Origin of the sequence: Brevibacillus laterosporus, from assembly GCA_007833815.1 — a bacterium.
Taxonomy (GTDB): Bacteria; Bacillota; Bacilli; order Brevibacillales; family Brevibacillaceae; genus Brevibacillus_B; species Brevibacillus_B laterosporus_D.
This window is the reverse complement of record CP033464.1, coordinates 5372256-5386321: the sequence shown is the minus strand read 5'-3', so window position 1 is coordinate 5386321 and position 14066 is coordinate 5372256. Positions and strand designations below refer to the sequence as shown.

Annotated in this window: 14 protein-coding genes, 2 tRNA genes and 1 pseudogene; 14 read left to right on the top strand and 3 right to left on the bottom strand. The window is 38.3% G+C overall.

Annotation, left to right across the window (positions count from 1 at the left end; genetic code table 11):
- Positions 1 to 278: 278 nt before the first annotated feature.
- The 4 genes from EEL30_26420 to EEL30_26405 all read left to right on the top strand — a co-directional run bounded on the left by EEL30_26420 (position 279) and on the right by EEL30_26405 (position 5161).
- The gene (locus EEL30_26420) at positions 279 to 1388 is read left to right on the top strand and encodes a YdcF family protein (protein QDX95486.1); all 1110 of its coding nucleotides are present in this window, start codon (positions 279 to 281) and stop codon (positions 1386 to 1388) included.
- Between the two features lie 625 nt (positions 1389 to 2013).
- A complete protein-coding gene (locus EEL30_26415; protein QDX95485.1) occupies positions 2014 to 4014 on the top strand; it encodes a methyl-accepting chemotaxis protein in 2001 nt (666 codons plus the stop codon).
- 964 nt (positions 4015 to 4978) lie between these two features.
- Positions 4979 to 5055, top strand: a tRNA-Met gene (locus tag EEL30_26410).
- Between the two features lie 30 nt (positions 5056 to 5085).
- Positions 5086 to 5161, top strand: a tRNA-Val gene (locus EEL30_26405).
- A 119-nt stretch (positions 5162 to 5280) separates the two neighbouring features.
- On the opposite strand, the gene EEL30_26400 is transcribed toward EEL30_26405, so the two are convergent.
- Positions 5281 to 6150, bottom strand: a complete 870-nt coding sequence (locus EEL30_26400; protein QDX95484.1) for a site-specific integrase — start codon at positions 6148 to 6150, stop codon at positions 5281 to 5283.
- Positions 6151 to 6372: 222 nt separating this feature from the next.
- Here EEL30_26400 and EEL30_26395 point away from each other — a divergent pair.
- The 5 genes and pseudogenes from EEL30_26395 (at position 6373) to EEL30_26375 (ending at position 9540) form a co-directional block, all read left to right on the top strand.
- Positions 6373 to 7055, top strand: a pseudogene (locus EEL30_26395) (site-specific DNA-methyltransferase).
- Positions 7056 to 7243: 188 nt separating this feature from the next.
- Positions 7244 to 7906: a hypothetical protein gene (locus EEL30_26390; protein ID QDX95483.1), complete on the top strand. Its 663-nt coding sequence runs from the start codon at positions 7244 to 7246 to the stop codon at positions 7904 to 7906.
- 96 nt (positions 7907 to 8002) lie between these two features.
- The gene (locus EEL30_26385; GenBank protein QDX95482.1) at positions 8003 to 8197 is read left to right on the top strand and encodes a hypothetical protein; all 195 of its coding nucleotides are present in this window, start codon (positions 8003 to 8005) and stop codon (positions 8195 to 8197) included.
- A 208-nt stretch (positions 8198 to 8405) separates the two neighbouring features.
- Positions 8406 to 9089, top strand: a complete 684-nt coding sequence (locus EEL30_26380; GenBank protein ID QDX95481.1) for a transposase — start codon at positions 8406 to 8408, stop codon at positions 9087 to 9089.
- Between the two features lie 106 nt (positions 9090 to 9195).
- On the top strand, positions 9196 to 9540 hold the full coding sequence (locus EEL30_26375; GenBank protein ID QDX95480.1) for a transposase: 345 nt from the start codon (positions 9196 to 9198) through the stop codon (positions 9538 to 9540).
- Between the two features lie 74 nt (positions 9541 to 9614).
- Here EEL30_26375 and EEL30_26370 read toward each other — a convergent pair whose 3' ends face one another.
- A complete protein-coding gene (locus tag EEL30_26370; protein QDX95479.1) occupies positions 9615 to 10973 on the bottom strand; it encodes a transposase in 1359 nt (452 codons plus the stop codon).
- A gap of 151 nt (positions 10974 to 11124) precedes the next feature.
- Between EEL30_26370 and EEL30_26365 the strand changes: the two genes are divergently transcribed.
- On the top strand, positions 11125 to 11226 hold the full coding sequence (locus EEL30_26365; GenBank protein ID QDX95478.1) for a hypothetical protein: 102 nt from the start codon (positions 11125 to 11127) through the stop codon (positions 11224 to 11226).
- A gap of 103 nt (positions 11227 to 11329) precedes the next feature.
- Here EEL30_26365 and EEL30_26360 read toward each other — a convergent pair whose 3' ends face one another.
- On the bottom strand, positions 11330 to 12112 hold the full coding sequence (locus EEL30_26360) for a hypothetical protein (protein ID QDX95477.1): 783 nt from the start codon (positions 12110 to 12112) through the stop codon (positions 11330 to 11332).
- 58 nt (positions 12113 to 12170) lie between these two features.
- Here EEL30_26360 and EEL30_26355 point away from each other — a divergent pair, with 58 nt between their 5' ends.
- From EEL30_26355 to EEL30_26340, 4 genes are all read left to right on the top strand, one after another.
- Positions 12171 to 12512: a YolD-like family protein gene (locus EEL30_26355; protein QDX95476.1), complete on the top strand. Its 342-nt coding sequence runs from the start codon at positions 12171 to 12173 to the stop codon at positions 12510 to 12512.
- 267 nt (positions 12513 to 12779) lie between these two features.
- Complete coding sequence (locus EEL30_26350) at positions 12780 to 13121, top strand: hypothetical protein (protein QDX95475.1); 342 nt, start codon at positions 12780 to 12782, stop codon at positions 13119 to 13121.
- 334 nt (positions 13122 to 13455) lie between these two features.
- Positions 13456 to 13710 (top strand): helix-turn-helix domain-containing protein, encoded by a 255-nt coding sequence (locus tag EEL30_26345; GenBank protein QDX95474.1) that lies wholly within the window; start codon positions 13456 to 13458, stop codon positions 13708 to 13710.
- A 36-nt stretch (positions 13711 to 13746) separates the two neighbouring features.
- Complete coding sequence (locus EEL30_26340) at positions 13747 to 13947, top strand: hypothetical protein (protein ID QDX95473.1); 201 nt, start codon at positions 13747 to 13749, stop codon at positions 13945 to 13947.
- Positions 13948 to 14066 lie beyond the last annotated feature (119 nt).

Genomic DNA, 14066 nt, shown 5'->3' with positions numbered 1-14066 from the left:
ACATTTGTGAATGTATTATTATAAAAAGTTAATTTTTATTGTATACGTTTACATTGTGTGTTATTATTCGTTATACAAGAACGAAATCAGTCACACGGCGTGTAACTAGTTCGACTAGGCATGAGCCAAAAGGTGCGAGGAAGAAACTTTTCTTTTACCTTTTTGGTTCATGCTTTTTTAACTTACAAAGCCGTTACCTTTTGCGCAGAGGAGCGGTACAAAGACTTATTTCTGATTATCCTACCAACATTGAGAGCTGTTCATAAGGAGGAATTTTCATGGTGAAACTCAACAAAAAAATACTAGCTAGTGTAATCCTAGCAGCATCCTTGGTAACAACATCTAGTGTATTTGCTAACCCAAGTACTACTTCCGTGAAAAACGATGAGCCTACTACTTACCGCATTAACCAGTTAAAAGAAACGGCGATGTACTACTACTGGCACGGCGGTGATCTGAAAAAAGCGGAAGCGGAGATTTTCAAAGGCATTACGCTAAAAGGTAAATACGATGTAGTTGAAAACGCTTATCTAGAAGCGACTATGCTTGATCCTTTTGACAACGACCTGAAATTCTCGCTTGCTTCTACTCAGATTATTCAAAAGAAGCTTCCGGAAGCCTTGCAAACTTATAAGCAAATCTTGAATCTTGATCCTAATAACTTTAATGCCAATTTGTTATACGGGGTTTACTCCAAGGTAAATGGAGATCCAAAAACATATGACGCTCAAATGGCTAAAATAAAGAAACTAGACGAGACAAAGGCAAACGAGTATCTAGCCAAGCTTGCCTCAGCAGAAGCATACATGCAGACTACATTTAACAAAGACGTACCAAAAGGCTTGCCACAAAAAGACCATGCGATCGTCATTCTGGGTTATGCTCTAGCAGACGACGGGAGCATGCGTGAACCATTAATCGAACGCCTAAAAGCAGGACTTGCTCTGGCAAAGCAATACCCAAACTCTAAAATCATCGTGAGCGGTGGAGTACCGAAAGAAGGCATTACCGAAGCAGACGCAATGAGCAAATGGTTAATGGAACAAGGCATTGATAAAAACCGTATCCTATTGGATAACAAAGCGACTGATACAGTTGAAAACGCTCTTTTCTCCATTGGAATCATGGAGCGTGAAGGCTTGAAGGATATGACACTGGTATCTAGTGCGAGTCATATGCGTCGCGGACTAAGCGTGTTTAAAGAAGCAAGTGATCATTATGCGAAGCAAATGGGTAAAAAGAACGATCGAATATTCACGAATATGGTATACCTAGATTACAAATCCCTAGATGAAGCCCATAAAGTAACAATGGATGAGCAGTTAGTTATCTACCGTGATTTGTTGAGAACAAGCGGTATTTGGGCTTACCCTGGAATGCAACGCTAAGGTTAAAGGCTTCTTTGAACCTCTCATGGCTAAAGCCACGAGATTCCTGCGCTATCACATCCAACGAAGGTGCTTGAATGTTTTACGCCACAAAGCATTCCTTATGGCAACCCCATACATTCCGTTTTCAATGAGCAATCTGTACAAGATTAGTATACCTGTTCTTGTTAGTTATTCAAAGAAGTAGTCGGACAATTAACGTGTCAGAAGACATGCTTTGTCCGAAGCCGAGAACACTCATGATTAAAATCACGAGTGTTCTCGGCTAATTCATAAAAGGACAAATACATAAGTTACAGGCAGAATTGGACATAATCACATCTGTAACTCGTAGATAGATGCTGTCATTTCATTTCTTCAGGTAAAAAATCTAAAAGATGGAGCCGTCTTGTCTGTAGATTTGTCTGCGGGTGAGGCGGTTCTTTTGCGTATGTATATAAGCGATCGTTGATATATTTCGGGTTCATTTTCATTACAGATACTTACATTCACAATAATGTTTTTTTTTTTAACTTTCATAAATAGTTACATAAACGATAGAAAAAAACCGATGTAAATAATAGATATAAAGTCCTAGTCAGCTGTACTTTTTAGGCTGATCTACTATCAAGGGAGGCACAAGCTTATGAAATGGCTAGACATAAGAAGCAGAATATTTAATCGAAAGACATTACGGAGTAAGCTGATGTTTCTCATCATTGCTGTGTTACTTTTACAAGGAGTTCTAATTGGTTATTCCTCTTTTTACATTTCCAAGTGGCAGTTAGAACAAAAATTAGAAGGAGCAGCTGATTCTAGCGTTAGCTTATTGAATCAAGCGATTGACCAGATTATCCAATTGGAGATTGCTAATCTCAATACACTGGTTGAACAAATTACCTCTCGTCAAATCGACGAACAAAGCCCTGAACTCCGAAAAATAATGGAGGACTTTGCGAAGCAACATCCCGAAATTGAAATTGTAACAGTCGGGAATCAAAATGGTGCTTGGATGAAGGCGCCCGATCCTGGAAAACAAGAGTACGATCCACGCACGCGAGATTGGTATAAACAAGTCATACAAGACCCAAGCACAATCGCAATAAATGATCCAGTCGTTTCAATGACGACGAATCATTATATATTGAATATCGGAAAAGCGCTTCCAGACGGACAAGGTGCGTTAAGTATTAGTTTAAGCCTTAATACAATTCACGAGCTAGTCAAAGGTGTAAAATTTGGTTCAGAAGGATATGCGTATTTGTTAGATCGTACCAACAAACTCATGTCGCATCCCATACATCCCATAGGAAAACAGGTAGAAGGTGAGCACTATGACACCATGCAATCGATTGATAAGGGATGGGTCAGCTATGATTCTTCTGAGAACGGAGAGAAACGAAAAGCATTATTTGAGACAAATTCTTTAACGGGTTGGAAGATCGTTGGTGTGCTTCCCAGTGAGGAATACGTGAAAGCTTCTGCCCCAATTCTGAACCAAACAGGGTTCATTTTAGTAGTCTTTCTTGTAGCAGCTTCTATCTTGGTGTTTATTTGGACTAGTAAAATTACAAAACCGTTAGCACTACTGGCAGCCTCTGCAAAGCGGGTAAGTGAGGGCTATTTAGATGAAAAAGTGAATATCAACCTGGAGGATGAAATTGGTCAGTTAGCCACCAACTATAATGAAATGGTAGACTCACTTAAGGGCATCGTCACAGAGGTGATGGAAACGTCCAATCAATTAGCTGCATCCAGTCAACAAATGACAGCTAGTACAATGCAAAATGCTAAAGCGGTAGAATACGTCACAGAGCTGGTAGAGGAATCAGCGAACGGATCAAAAACACAAGCGATTGCTACATCTGAGAGTGCCCGCACAATGGAAGAAATGTCAACTGGGATTTATAAAATTGCTGAGTCAGCTAATGGCATTGTAGATTCGTCAGCCAAAACCACAGAGGACGTACAAAATGGTAATCAGAAAGTGGTACTGGTGACCGAACAAATGGAAGCGATTCGTCAATCTGTAGAAGAATCGGCTGGCATCATGGAACAATTGCAAAAGTATAGTGGACAAATATCAGAAATGAGTACAGCCATCATTGGCATCGCGGAACAGACGAATCTCCTATCATTAAATGCGGCGATTGAAGCAGCGCGAGCAGGAGAGCAGGGAAGAGGCTTTGCTGTTGTTGCTAATGAGGTAAGAAAGCTAGCAGATCAATCAAAACAAACGGCGGATCGTATCCAAGAAATTATCATCCGAGTAACGAGCTTGACCCAGAATGCTTCAGAGGTCATGAAAAGTAAAGTTTATGAAGATGTCAAAAAGGGTATTATCGTCACGTCAGAAGCCAGAGAAGCTTTTACTAATATTCAAGCATCTACACAACATATTGTCGAGCAAATTCATGACGTATCTGCCATCACTGAACAAATGTCGGCAAGTGCAGAAGAGGTCTCTGCTTCGATGCACGAAATCGCTCAAATTGCGCAGGGCATGGCAGCATCTTCGCAGGGTGTCACTGCGGCATCTGAGGAACAACTTGCTTCTATGGAAGAGATTACATCGTCCGCAACTGCTTTGACTCAGATGGCAGAGGGAATGCAGCGTGCTGTGGAAAAGTTTAAGGTCAAGGAGTAAGAGGCGAGTAGAAAAAGATATACTAATGTTAGAAAATGCCCACTTAGCGGAAGGAGAGTTCCGTTAGGTGGGTATTTATTTGAGTCCAGTGCAGCCCAATAAGTAGTCGGTTATCTTCGTTCAAGACATTCAATACAATATCAAAATGGAATAGATCAATTAAGGTTTGTGACACTGAGGTGCTTTTTTTAGTGATGACATTAAACTGAAGCAAGTCCAAGATCAAATGTATAATAAACTATGCAAAATTTACAATCAAATTTACTCAAAAAGTGAAGCTTCAAGTCTCGCAAACACCTAGTAATGGAGGCCAAGGGTCTTTACAAGCATCGTATTGGTTAGTTAAAGTAGGAGGGGACGAAAAGAACGTAAAGAGCTTTTCAGTGAATGGAATAGGTACATTTGCAAGAGAATTCTATCTTGAGCCGGGAACATATTTTATAAATTATGCGACTCACACTAATTTTTCAGTTAATGTTAATGGATCAGTAATTTTATTATAATCATGTCCTTTATTCACTTGGAAGAAGTATGTGACTAAATCAACTGTGTCTGAAGTAACCTCTTACTATATTCAACTGATTTTTTAGCTAGTAAATTATTGGTATGTCTATTTTGAAGGGGTTATTTCAGATTATGATAAAGGAGAAAAGATGAATTAGAATGGGATTATGCATTTTTGTGATGATTTTCCAATATAGCACAGAGGTTCATAATAATTGAATTACTAGTTTCCTTAATTTTTAAAATATCCATTTAATTGGGAGGTTCTGCACTCTATTATTCTATGTTAGAATCTCACAATTTGGTTATGCAACAATTATGTCGTATTGTAGGTAAATATTTCACAGAAAAAAGCAGAAAAATTTTTATTTAACTATTGAAACTTAAGTAAAAATGCGTTATACTTATTTTTGTCAATGACAAATGCTTACATATGTTATACATAACGTTTAAGCATAAGGGGCCCTTAGCTCAGTTGGTCAGAGCGGTCGGCTCATAACCGATTGGTCGTAGGTTCGAGTCCTACAGGGCCCACCATATACATATTTTGTACCCAGAAAAAAATGTGATCCGGTAGCTCAGCTGGGAGAGCACCATCTTGACAGGGTGGGGGTCGCTGGTTCGAACCCAGTCCGGATCACCATAAAATAAACGTTAAAACCCTTGAGAAATCAGGGGTTTTTCTTATTTTATCTATTCCCACCCTGACAACATGATCCCTCTCAACTGTCGCTTGACAACATTTTGACAACCTTTATTTAACTAAAGTGTCTTCGGTCGCTTTTGTTTCATCATTTTTTCGAAGTTGTCAGCAGCATCTTTTTGCATGTCTGGCATGACATGGCTATAGACATCCATTGTAATTCCGACTCGACTATGGCCTAATCGTTCAGATACAACTTTTGGGTGCTCCCCCAGTTGTAATAGCATGGTTGCGTGTGTGTGGCGCAAATCGTGAAACCGTATAGATGGCAAACAACAACCTTTGATCAAACGTTCATAGTGTCTAAGTAAATTTCTAGGGTCTTGTGGTCTCCCATCATCGTATGAAACAATCAGATCAAAATCTTGATATCCTTCGCCATACTGCAATTTGTTTTTATTTTGTCTCGCTTTATGAGCCTTTAACTCTTGAATTACAAAGTCAGGTATAGAGATTCTTCTTTTTGCACTTTTAGTCTTAGGCTCTTGAAAAATAATTCCTTGATTAGCAGGGCGATATAAGGTTTGTTGTATACTAATTTTTGCCTTTTCAAAATCAACATCTTTCCACCTAAGACCGAGAATTTCCCCGCGTCTCATTCCTGTATATATTGCTAAAACGAAAGCAACGTAGTATTTATCTTTCATAGCAAAGGCTAAGAATTCATTTGCTTGTTCGGGACTCCATGTAATAATTTCTTTTTGTTCTAATCGAGGTGGATCAACGTTGTCCATAATATTTTTGGAAATCAGTTGCCATTTGACTGCTTGATTCAATGCCTTTTTGAGTACAGAGTGAAGATATTTTATATAGTCAGCAGAGAGATTTTCTTTTTGAAGCTCAGATAGATATTTAGTCACATTAATAGGAGTTAGCTTGTCTAAATCAATTGCCCCAAGAACAGGTTTAATACGACTATTTACAGCAATTTCATGATTACCATAAGTGGAAGAGCGGAGTTTATTTTTTGCGTAGTTCTGACGACCAAATTAATGACATCGCAAACGGTGCTTCTGCTATAGTTGCTGTCATCGCGGCTTTCACAAATAATTTAAAACCAAAAACAAATTAGATCAGATGCCATCCAATCGGTTGGCATTTTTCTTTTCCCTACTACGCACATAAACTATCACATCATGGGAGCTGGTACGATGATCTACAACATGGATTGTATAGCTGGAGCCAAACAACACCTACAAGACGAATCTATCGACCTCTCATTGCCGATCCACCCTATAATCTAGGCTTTGGCGGGACAAATTTTAGCAAGACAAAAAAGCCTAGATTTAGTATCATCGCGAACGATCGGTTAAGTCCAAGAGATTATCAGCGATTCACTATCCAGTGGCTCCGAGAAGCGTATAGGGTTTTGAAAACCGGCAGACACATCTATGTATTTATTGATTGGCGCATGTACCCACTCTTGTATTTGTGGATGCAGCGCGTCGGGTTTGTCATAAAAAATTGTGTGGTCTGGAACAAAGTACACATGGGAATGGGCTGGCAATATCGTTATCAGCACGAATTTATCATATTTGCTGTAAAGGGGAAGATCAAGGCCCGTCGTGTTTCGAATCGTCGTGCTACTGACATCTGGCCGATACCACGAATCGCAGGTCAAAAGACCATTCATCCCACCGAGAAGCCGGCTAAGCTTATGGAAGGCATCATTCTGAACAGTAGCGAGGAAGGGGAAACGGTAGCGGATTTCTTTTTAGGATCTGGCCCAACAGTAGAAGCAGCCAAAAAGCTTGGCCGTAAAATAACAGGTTTTGAAATAGATGAGGTTTATTTTAATTTGGCAAGTAGTAGAAGAAAATTGCCTCCTTTATAGGGGGCAATTTTAATAATAAAGAGGAAAAAAGTTACATATATAGAATAAGTATTTATGTCGAAAAGGGGTCATTGTGGTTTAATCTAAAAATAAAATATAATAAATTCAAAATTATGACATTATTTTACAATATGTTTCTGATAATCTATTAAAAAGCCCTTATCTGACATATTGTAGGAGGAATAAAAATGTACAAAAAGTTTTTGATGATGTTCACTTTCTTAGCCTTATTTGCTACCACAATTATGGCCCCATCACCAGATGCTTTCGCTTTCGCAGCTCAATCTCAAGAAATATCTGTAGTTGCAGAATCGGATTTTACAAAAGAGGATATTCTCCCTCTAAAAAAGTATGTTTCAGTGAATAGCGAAGGCTTTTTTGAACTTGATATTGAAAAAGCAAAAGCTGATGGTTTTGAAGAGGAATTACTGATTGGTCAGCAAAAACATCTTCAACATCTTAATGTTCAAATAGCAGAAGGGGACTTAAAGGCATACAATAATTTAACCGTAGAAGCAACTCATTCAGGTAAGCCTTCGTCAGTTATTAGTATTAAAGGTAATTGTAATGGCGTAACTACTGAAGTAAAAAATTATTGGTGGGGTTATAGCAGGAAATTGGATAGCTGCAAGGCTAATAAAGTTGCTGCTGATTTTGCCGGTGCTGCATCAGTAGCCGGAGGTGTTGCAGTTGTAGCAGGTATTTGGGGTGTAGCACCTGCTGTTCCACCTGGAATAGCTGGAAGTTATTGGGCGTTATTGTCTTCTCGATTATATGCTAATAACAGTGATAATACTGGCATAGTGTTAGATATGACATGGGCATATATTTTTGACATAGAGCCGCAATAAAATGTTTTCTTAGTTTACTATTTTTTATCTAAAAGTTTCCCCTTTTTATTTTGAAAAGAGGAAACTTTTAAATTTCTATACGTGGAGGATAAAGATATGCAGCAATTGGCAAATACAATTCTAATTTTTTCTTTAGCTATCACGGTTATTTTTAGTTTCAGAGCAATACTACAGTATAAGAGAGGGGATGTTTCTGAGAAAAAAAAACTTGTAAAAACCTCTCTTATTTCCCTTGTGATAATGTTTATTGCTATGGGATTAGTAACAATGTTTATTATTAGCTCCTCTTAAGGGTCACTGTATGAAGAAAGAAGATTATAATCTAAAGCGATTGAAAGCATTAGAAAACCCTGCATTCTGTACGAGGGTAGCTGTTTGTGCTGTCTGTATACCCAAACCGCCCTTCAACAAGACAAAGCTCTCTGACGGATTGATATGCTCCCCTTGTGGTAGACAGTTGAAATAATATAACTGTTTCCTTACAAGGAGGAGCATTTTTATGTCCCATAAAGCAAAAATATCTGGGTCAGAAAAGATTGCAGCTATTGAAAAATATCTTCGTGGGGAAGATTCGCTTAATCATTTAGCAAATCTTCTAGATGTTTCCTTTCCATCTATTAAACAATGGCTTCAAACTTATCAATCATTAGGTCCAAACGGATTGCTCAATACATCCAAGAACTCCTCCTATTCCACAGAATTAAAGAAAACAGCTGTCGAGGATTATCTGGCTAGTCGTGGTTCTCACATGGATATATGTAAAAGATATGGCATCAAATCAACCCGCCAACTGCGTAACTGGATCCTGAAGTATAATGGTCATGAGAAGCCGAAAGCTTGCGGCACAGGAGGAACACCAATCATGACAAAAGGACGAGCAACTACTTACGATGAAAGAATTGAAATCGTCAGATTCTGTATAGAACATCAACACAATTACGTCCAAACCGCACAGAAATTTCAGGTATCCTATCAGCAAGTTTATTCTTGGACAAATAAATACGTTAAATCTGGTGTAGATGCACTTCAGGATAAACGTGGGAAGCGAAAGTCTGAAGATGAGATGTCCGAAGTGGAGAAGCTGAGGGCACAAAATAAGCTGCTTCAAGCTGAGAACAGAAGAAAGCAAATGGAGATTGATTTATTAAAAAAGCTGGACGAAATCCAAAGGAGGCGATTCTAAGCCAAGTCCGATATGAACCTGTATATCTTGCAATACGTGATCTTCATGAAAGTAAATCATATCCCATAAGTCTACTCTGTGAAAACATGGGAATCCAACGTTCTTCGTGACGGAAATGAAGTATGGCCTTCAAAGCAAGGCTTATTTGAGTGCAATCATGGATTTGTCAGATAAAAGTATTGTTTCTTTTGTGGTAGGGCATTCCAACAACAATGAACTTGTGTTTAGAACTTTTGATATCGCACATCAATCATATCCTAATGCTAAACCCATCTTTCATAGTGACCGAGGATTCCAATATACGAACAAAATGTTCAAAAAGAAACTGGACGACGCAGGAATGATACAAAGCATGTCGAGGGTATCTAGATGCATAGACAATGGACCGATGGAATCGTTTTGGGGAATGATAAAATCCGAGATGTATTATCTCAATAAATTTAATACATGAATCAATTTCATAAAGGCTTTTTTCAAAAATGATTAGACTATCCCTACGGGATCTATGCTGTTTTTTTGAAAAAATTAAGCTACTACTTTCATCCTACTTGCCAGTTCCTTACGAATTCGATCCACTGCTAACTTGGATGCATTATAAACAAGAGTAACCAAATCAAAATGGACTTTTGCCCTCTTTCCTGTGCGATATCGGACATTGTTTAGCTGAAAGAACTCCTTCAAATAAGCATGTACTCGCTCCACAGCTGTTCTCTGGTCATAGAGTTCTTCCCACGTTTTCGTTCCTCTGGCTGGCGCGGTGTACTTTCGAAGATCGGTTTCAGCCTTGATTTTATAGACTTTTTGACAGAGAGAATCTTGAGACAATGGACAGTCTTTACATTCTTTTGGCCGTACAAATTTCAACGTTTTGTACTTTTTATCATAACTGTCGTAACGATAAGAGCATTCTCGAACACAAGTTGGCGCAAAATGTGAATCGAACCCAATCATTTCTCCTTCATTCCGCTTGTTGTAAGCAATAATCGCTTGTGCGTTCATTCGTCCGATTTGTTGATAGATCGGGACATAGTCATATCCCGCATCCATGATTGCATATCGCATGTGATTGGGCAGGACAGTTTGAATTCCCTTCAACAAAGGAATCGCTGCTTTCCCATCGTTCATACTTCCAGAGGACATGAGGGAGCAAAGAATATACTGACTTTTCGTACTGACTGCAAGATGAGCTTTGTATCCAAACCAAAACATGTTCTTTCCATCACTATTTTTCTTAATTCCCCAATCAGGTTTGATAGGAACTTGGGACCGTAGGTCCTCCAACGTCACATCCAGTTGAGCTGCAATGGTTTTTTCATATAAGGACTTCTGGGCTTCCTTTTCTTGCTTTTGCTTGTCGTAGATATCTTTTTCTGCTTTTGATTTACGTCCGCGTTTTTTCAATTCTGGTTTCGTCTTTTTTTCTTTTTCCACACCACGATCACGGGATTCAAAATGGGTTGCATCGATGGCAATTGCTTCATCGCCTATGAACCCTTCCTGAATTGCTTGCAAGAGTAACTTGTCTTGGACTTTTTCGAGGTGTGCTGTTTCAGAAAGTTTATGAACCAGACGAGAGTACGATGCCTCGGAAGGAAGACTGTCACAAAATAGAAAACCGCATTCCATTCGAAAGATAAAGTCATGTTTTAAACGTTTCCGCAAATCTTTCACAGTTGGAATCCGTTCTACGATTCGAGCGACCAGAGAATACAGCATGGCAGCATAATTCAACTCAGTAGGAGCTCCATAGATCGATTTTTTGGAAATATAGAAAAGAATCGGTTCAATGTCAAGAGTAGAGAAAATAGCCTCAAAACGTTTGGGAGGTTCTAAGTCGAATAATTCTTGTATATCAAATAGGCTTCCTTGTTTTATAATAGACACTGGGAGTCACCACCACCTCTTAAGTTTAGATCGCACTTAACTTATTAGAGATTTGGGGAGGTACTCCTTTTTCTATGCTCAAAAACCCTTGAGCCCGTAGGGCTCTGATTTATGAAATTGATTCACATACAAAGAATTGGAAGTAGCAATTATGGAATACATAACTTACTACAATAACCATCGATACCAGAAAAGACTAAACTGTATGACGCCTTTGGAATACAGGCACTACCTTCAAAATTCAGCAGCATAAGAAAGACACCAACCCATGTGAAAATAGTTGGTGTCAGATTTTTTTGTTTTTCCGTTGTCTACTTGACTGGGGGCAGTTCAATTAAACCGTTGGAGGGCTATTTTTATTTAGAAGATTTTTGAGGTACTTTAATTTCAATTTCGTACTCTTTTTCAGGAGAATCGTGTTTATTTGCTGGCCCTTTTCTTGTTGCCCATTTCAACTTAACCCATTCAAGTTTGTCAACATTACCTCTGTCTAGTTTCCAGTAAACAACACTCTCTTTAGTTACCCCTTTATCAATTTCTCCACCAATGGCCTTAGTCCAATAAATGGGCATTTCTATTTGCTCACCTGTACTTGTTACTAATCTTGCTTGGTCAGGATATGTAGTAAATTTATTCTGCGTTGTGTTAGTAAGAATGAATTTTGCGTTGACGATATCGGCTGTAGTTTCATTATCAATTTGAACTGAGTCTGCCAGTGCTATACGTTCAACCTTAGTAATAAGACCGTCATAATTGTCTTCCCAATTAGCGCCTTTATAATATCTGAATTGTGGATCATTCGAATATGTTGATACTCCGTTTATTGTTGTTTCGACTACTCCATTATCTAAGGTTTTTACAATTTTGGTTTCATTTAAAGACGTATTGGTTTTGGCTGGTTCTGTTACTGTCGATTGAGGCTTTTGTAATGGTTCAGTTACTGGTACGGACACTTCTTGTGTTTTAACATTTTGGTCTGTTTGCACGTTAGGTGCTGCGTTATTACTACATCCAGTAAGAAAAAATATTATAGCCAAATAAGTAAACAGATTCTTTTTCATATCCAACCCCCGTATAGTCATTTTCTTATATGTATTACTATCCATTTTACTTAATCGAACCATATTTATCCATTGCATAATCTCCTTATCATCAAATAAAATAAGAACACATATTCGTATTTGAGGAGATGTTTCGATGGTTAGTAAAATCCTTGATCCACTTGTAACGAAATTCATTTTACCTGAACATGCCGAAATGTTACGCCAACTTCACGAGGATAAGAAACTGATTGAGAAGCCGATCATTGAAGAGGATGAGCTAGCCGAGTTTTGCTACAGGATATCTGACTCACGTCAGTATGAGTATGCCCTTACAATCAGCTGGTGGAAAGAGACAAAAGAGGGTAGAGGAGTAATTGAAACAGCTTGGGGATGGGTAGAGAAATTTGATTCCCAATTCAAAAGGATCAAGCTAAAGAATGATGAGGATTTTTGGTGGATACCTGTAGAAGATGTGGTTAGTTTAGAAGCTTACTAAGAGGGTCATTTTACAACTACATAGAATGTACTGCCAGTAGGTCAGGGATACTAAAATAGCCCTCCAGAGTACGGAGGATTTTGATTATTTGTAAAGGTGATCATTAAATGTAGCTCGAAAAATAGAGGGATATTCAAGAAGATGTGTAAAAGTTTGAAAATAAGTATTTTTTTGTATGTTTGTACGGTATATTGGTAATTGAACCACGTCTAAAATTAAGCCTTACACGGTAGCCATGGAAAATAATAATTGAAAGGATGATTAATAATGGCGGTTATTGATAAGGGTCTAGGTACAAATATGGGGAACACAAATAAAGATATAAGAAAGGAAATAAAAAATGACATTATAGACAAAATTAAGACAATTGATGAGGTTAAGAGAACGCAGGATAGCATTTTAATATCTCCAAATTTCCATTTAGATTCTAAGTATCTTGAGAAGCAGCATCAATATAAAGTTGAAATTCAGCATAGACACCCGCAATCTGGAGGCAAAAAACCAACCGTTTCCGTAGTGCTTGTAGATAATACAGCAGATAAAGTTGATCAATTAAAGGAAGCACTAAATAAAAGTTTGAACGATGGTCATATATATGAAGTGACTTAATGTTAAACAATTAGGCTAGTACCAATGTTTCCTAGCTATTCTTAAGTTGAAAACTCCTTTTACTGATTACTATCAGCTAGGTGTGAGTACAAGGTTATATCAAAGCAGTTCAAAATAGATAAAACGAAGTTGCTCAATAAAATAAAGATATGTAAAGCTTTCTGACGAAATTAAACCATTGGAGAGTTTTTTTGAACAATTGACTGTTGGAATAAGGATACAGATGACCTCACCAGTAAGATGATGGCGAGGTCTTTTTTTTTCGTCAAAACCTCCATTTACTCGCTAAAGGATTCGACAAGGGCAGTAGTGAAGTGAGCAATGAGGTGATTTTATGATTTGCTACCTGAAAGCAATACTGGTCATGCTGGACATGTCACAACAGGAGTTAGCTGATACACTTGGAGTTAGCCGAAATACGATCACAAGCCTTGCTAGGAATAAGTCAGTGCCTAATCTAGCGTTGGCTTACGACATAATGGATGTATTGAATGCACGAGCTGCTGAACAGGGATTACAAAAGCAATGGACAGTTGAGCAAATTTGGGATAGAAAAAAATCACAGTTGGACATGCAAAATCAAAGTTAACTGTGCATACACTGTACCATCAAGATTAAGGAACGTATGGCAGAATTGTGGGTTATTAATAAGACCAGAGAACTTACTGACTCAGAAATGACTGAAATGAGTCAATGCCTAAGTGCAAATGCTACAAGAGCTTGGGAGGTTGCGAAACTCAAAAATCTATCTCTAATTGCCAGCTTGACAAATGATGCCGAATGGCAGCATGAGCTATGTTCAATGATAGAGAAGATAGAGGGGTGACTTTCTTGTTCACCCCTATAGAAAGGGACTGACAACGTTGACAACCAAATTGACAACGCACTTAAGTAAAACAGGTAAACTTAACTCATCTTAATTACACATAAACCGCACTACAGTAA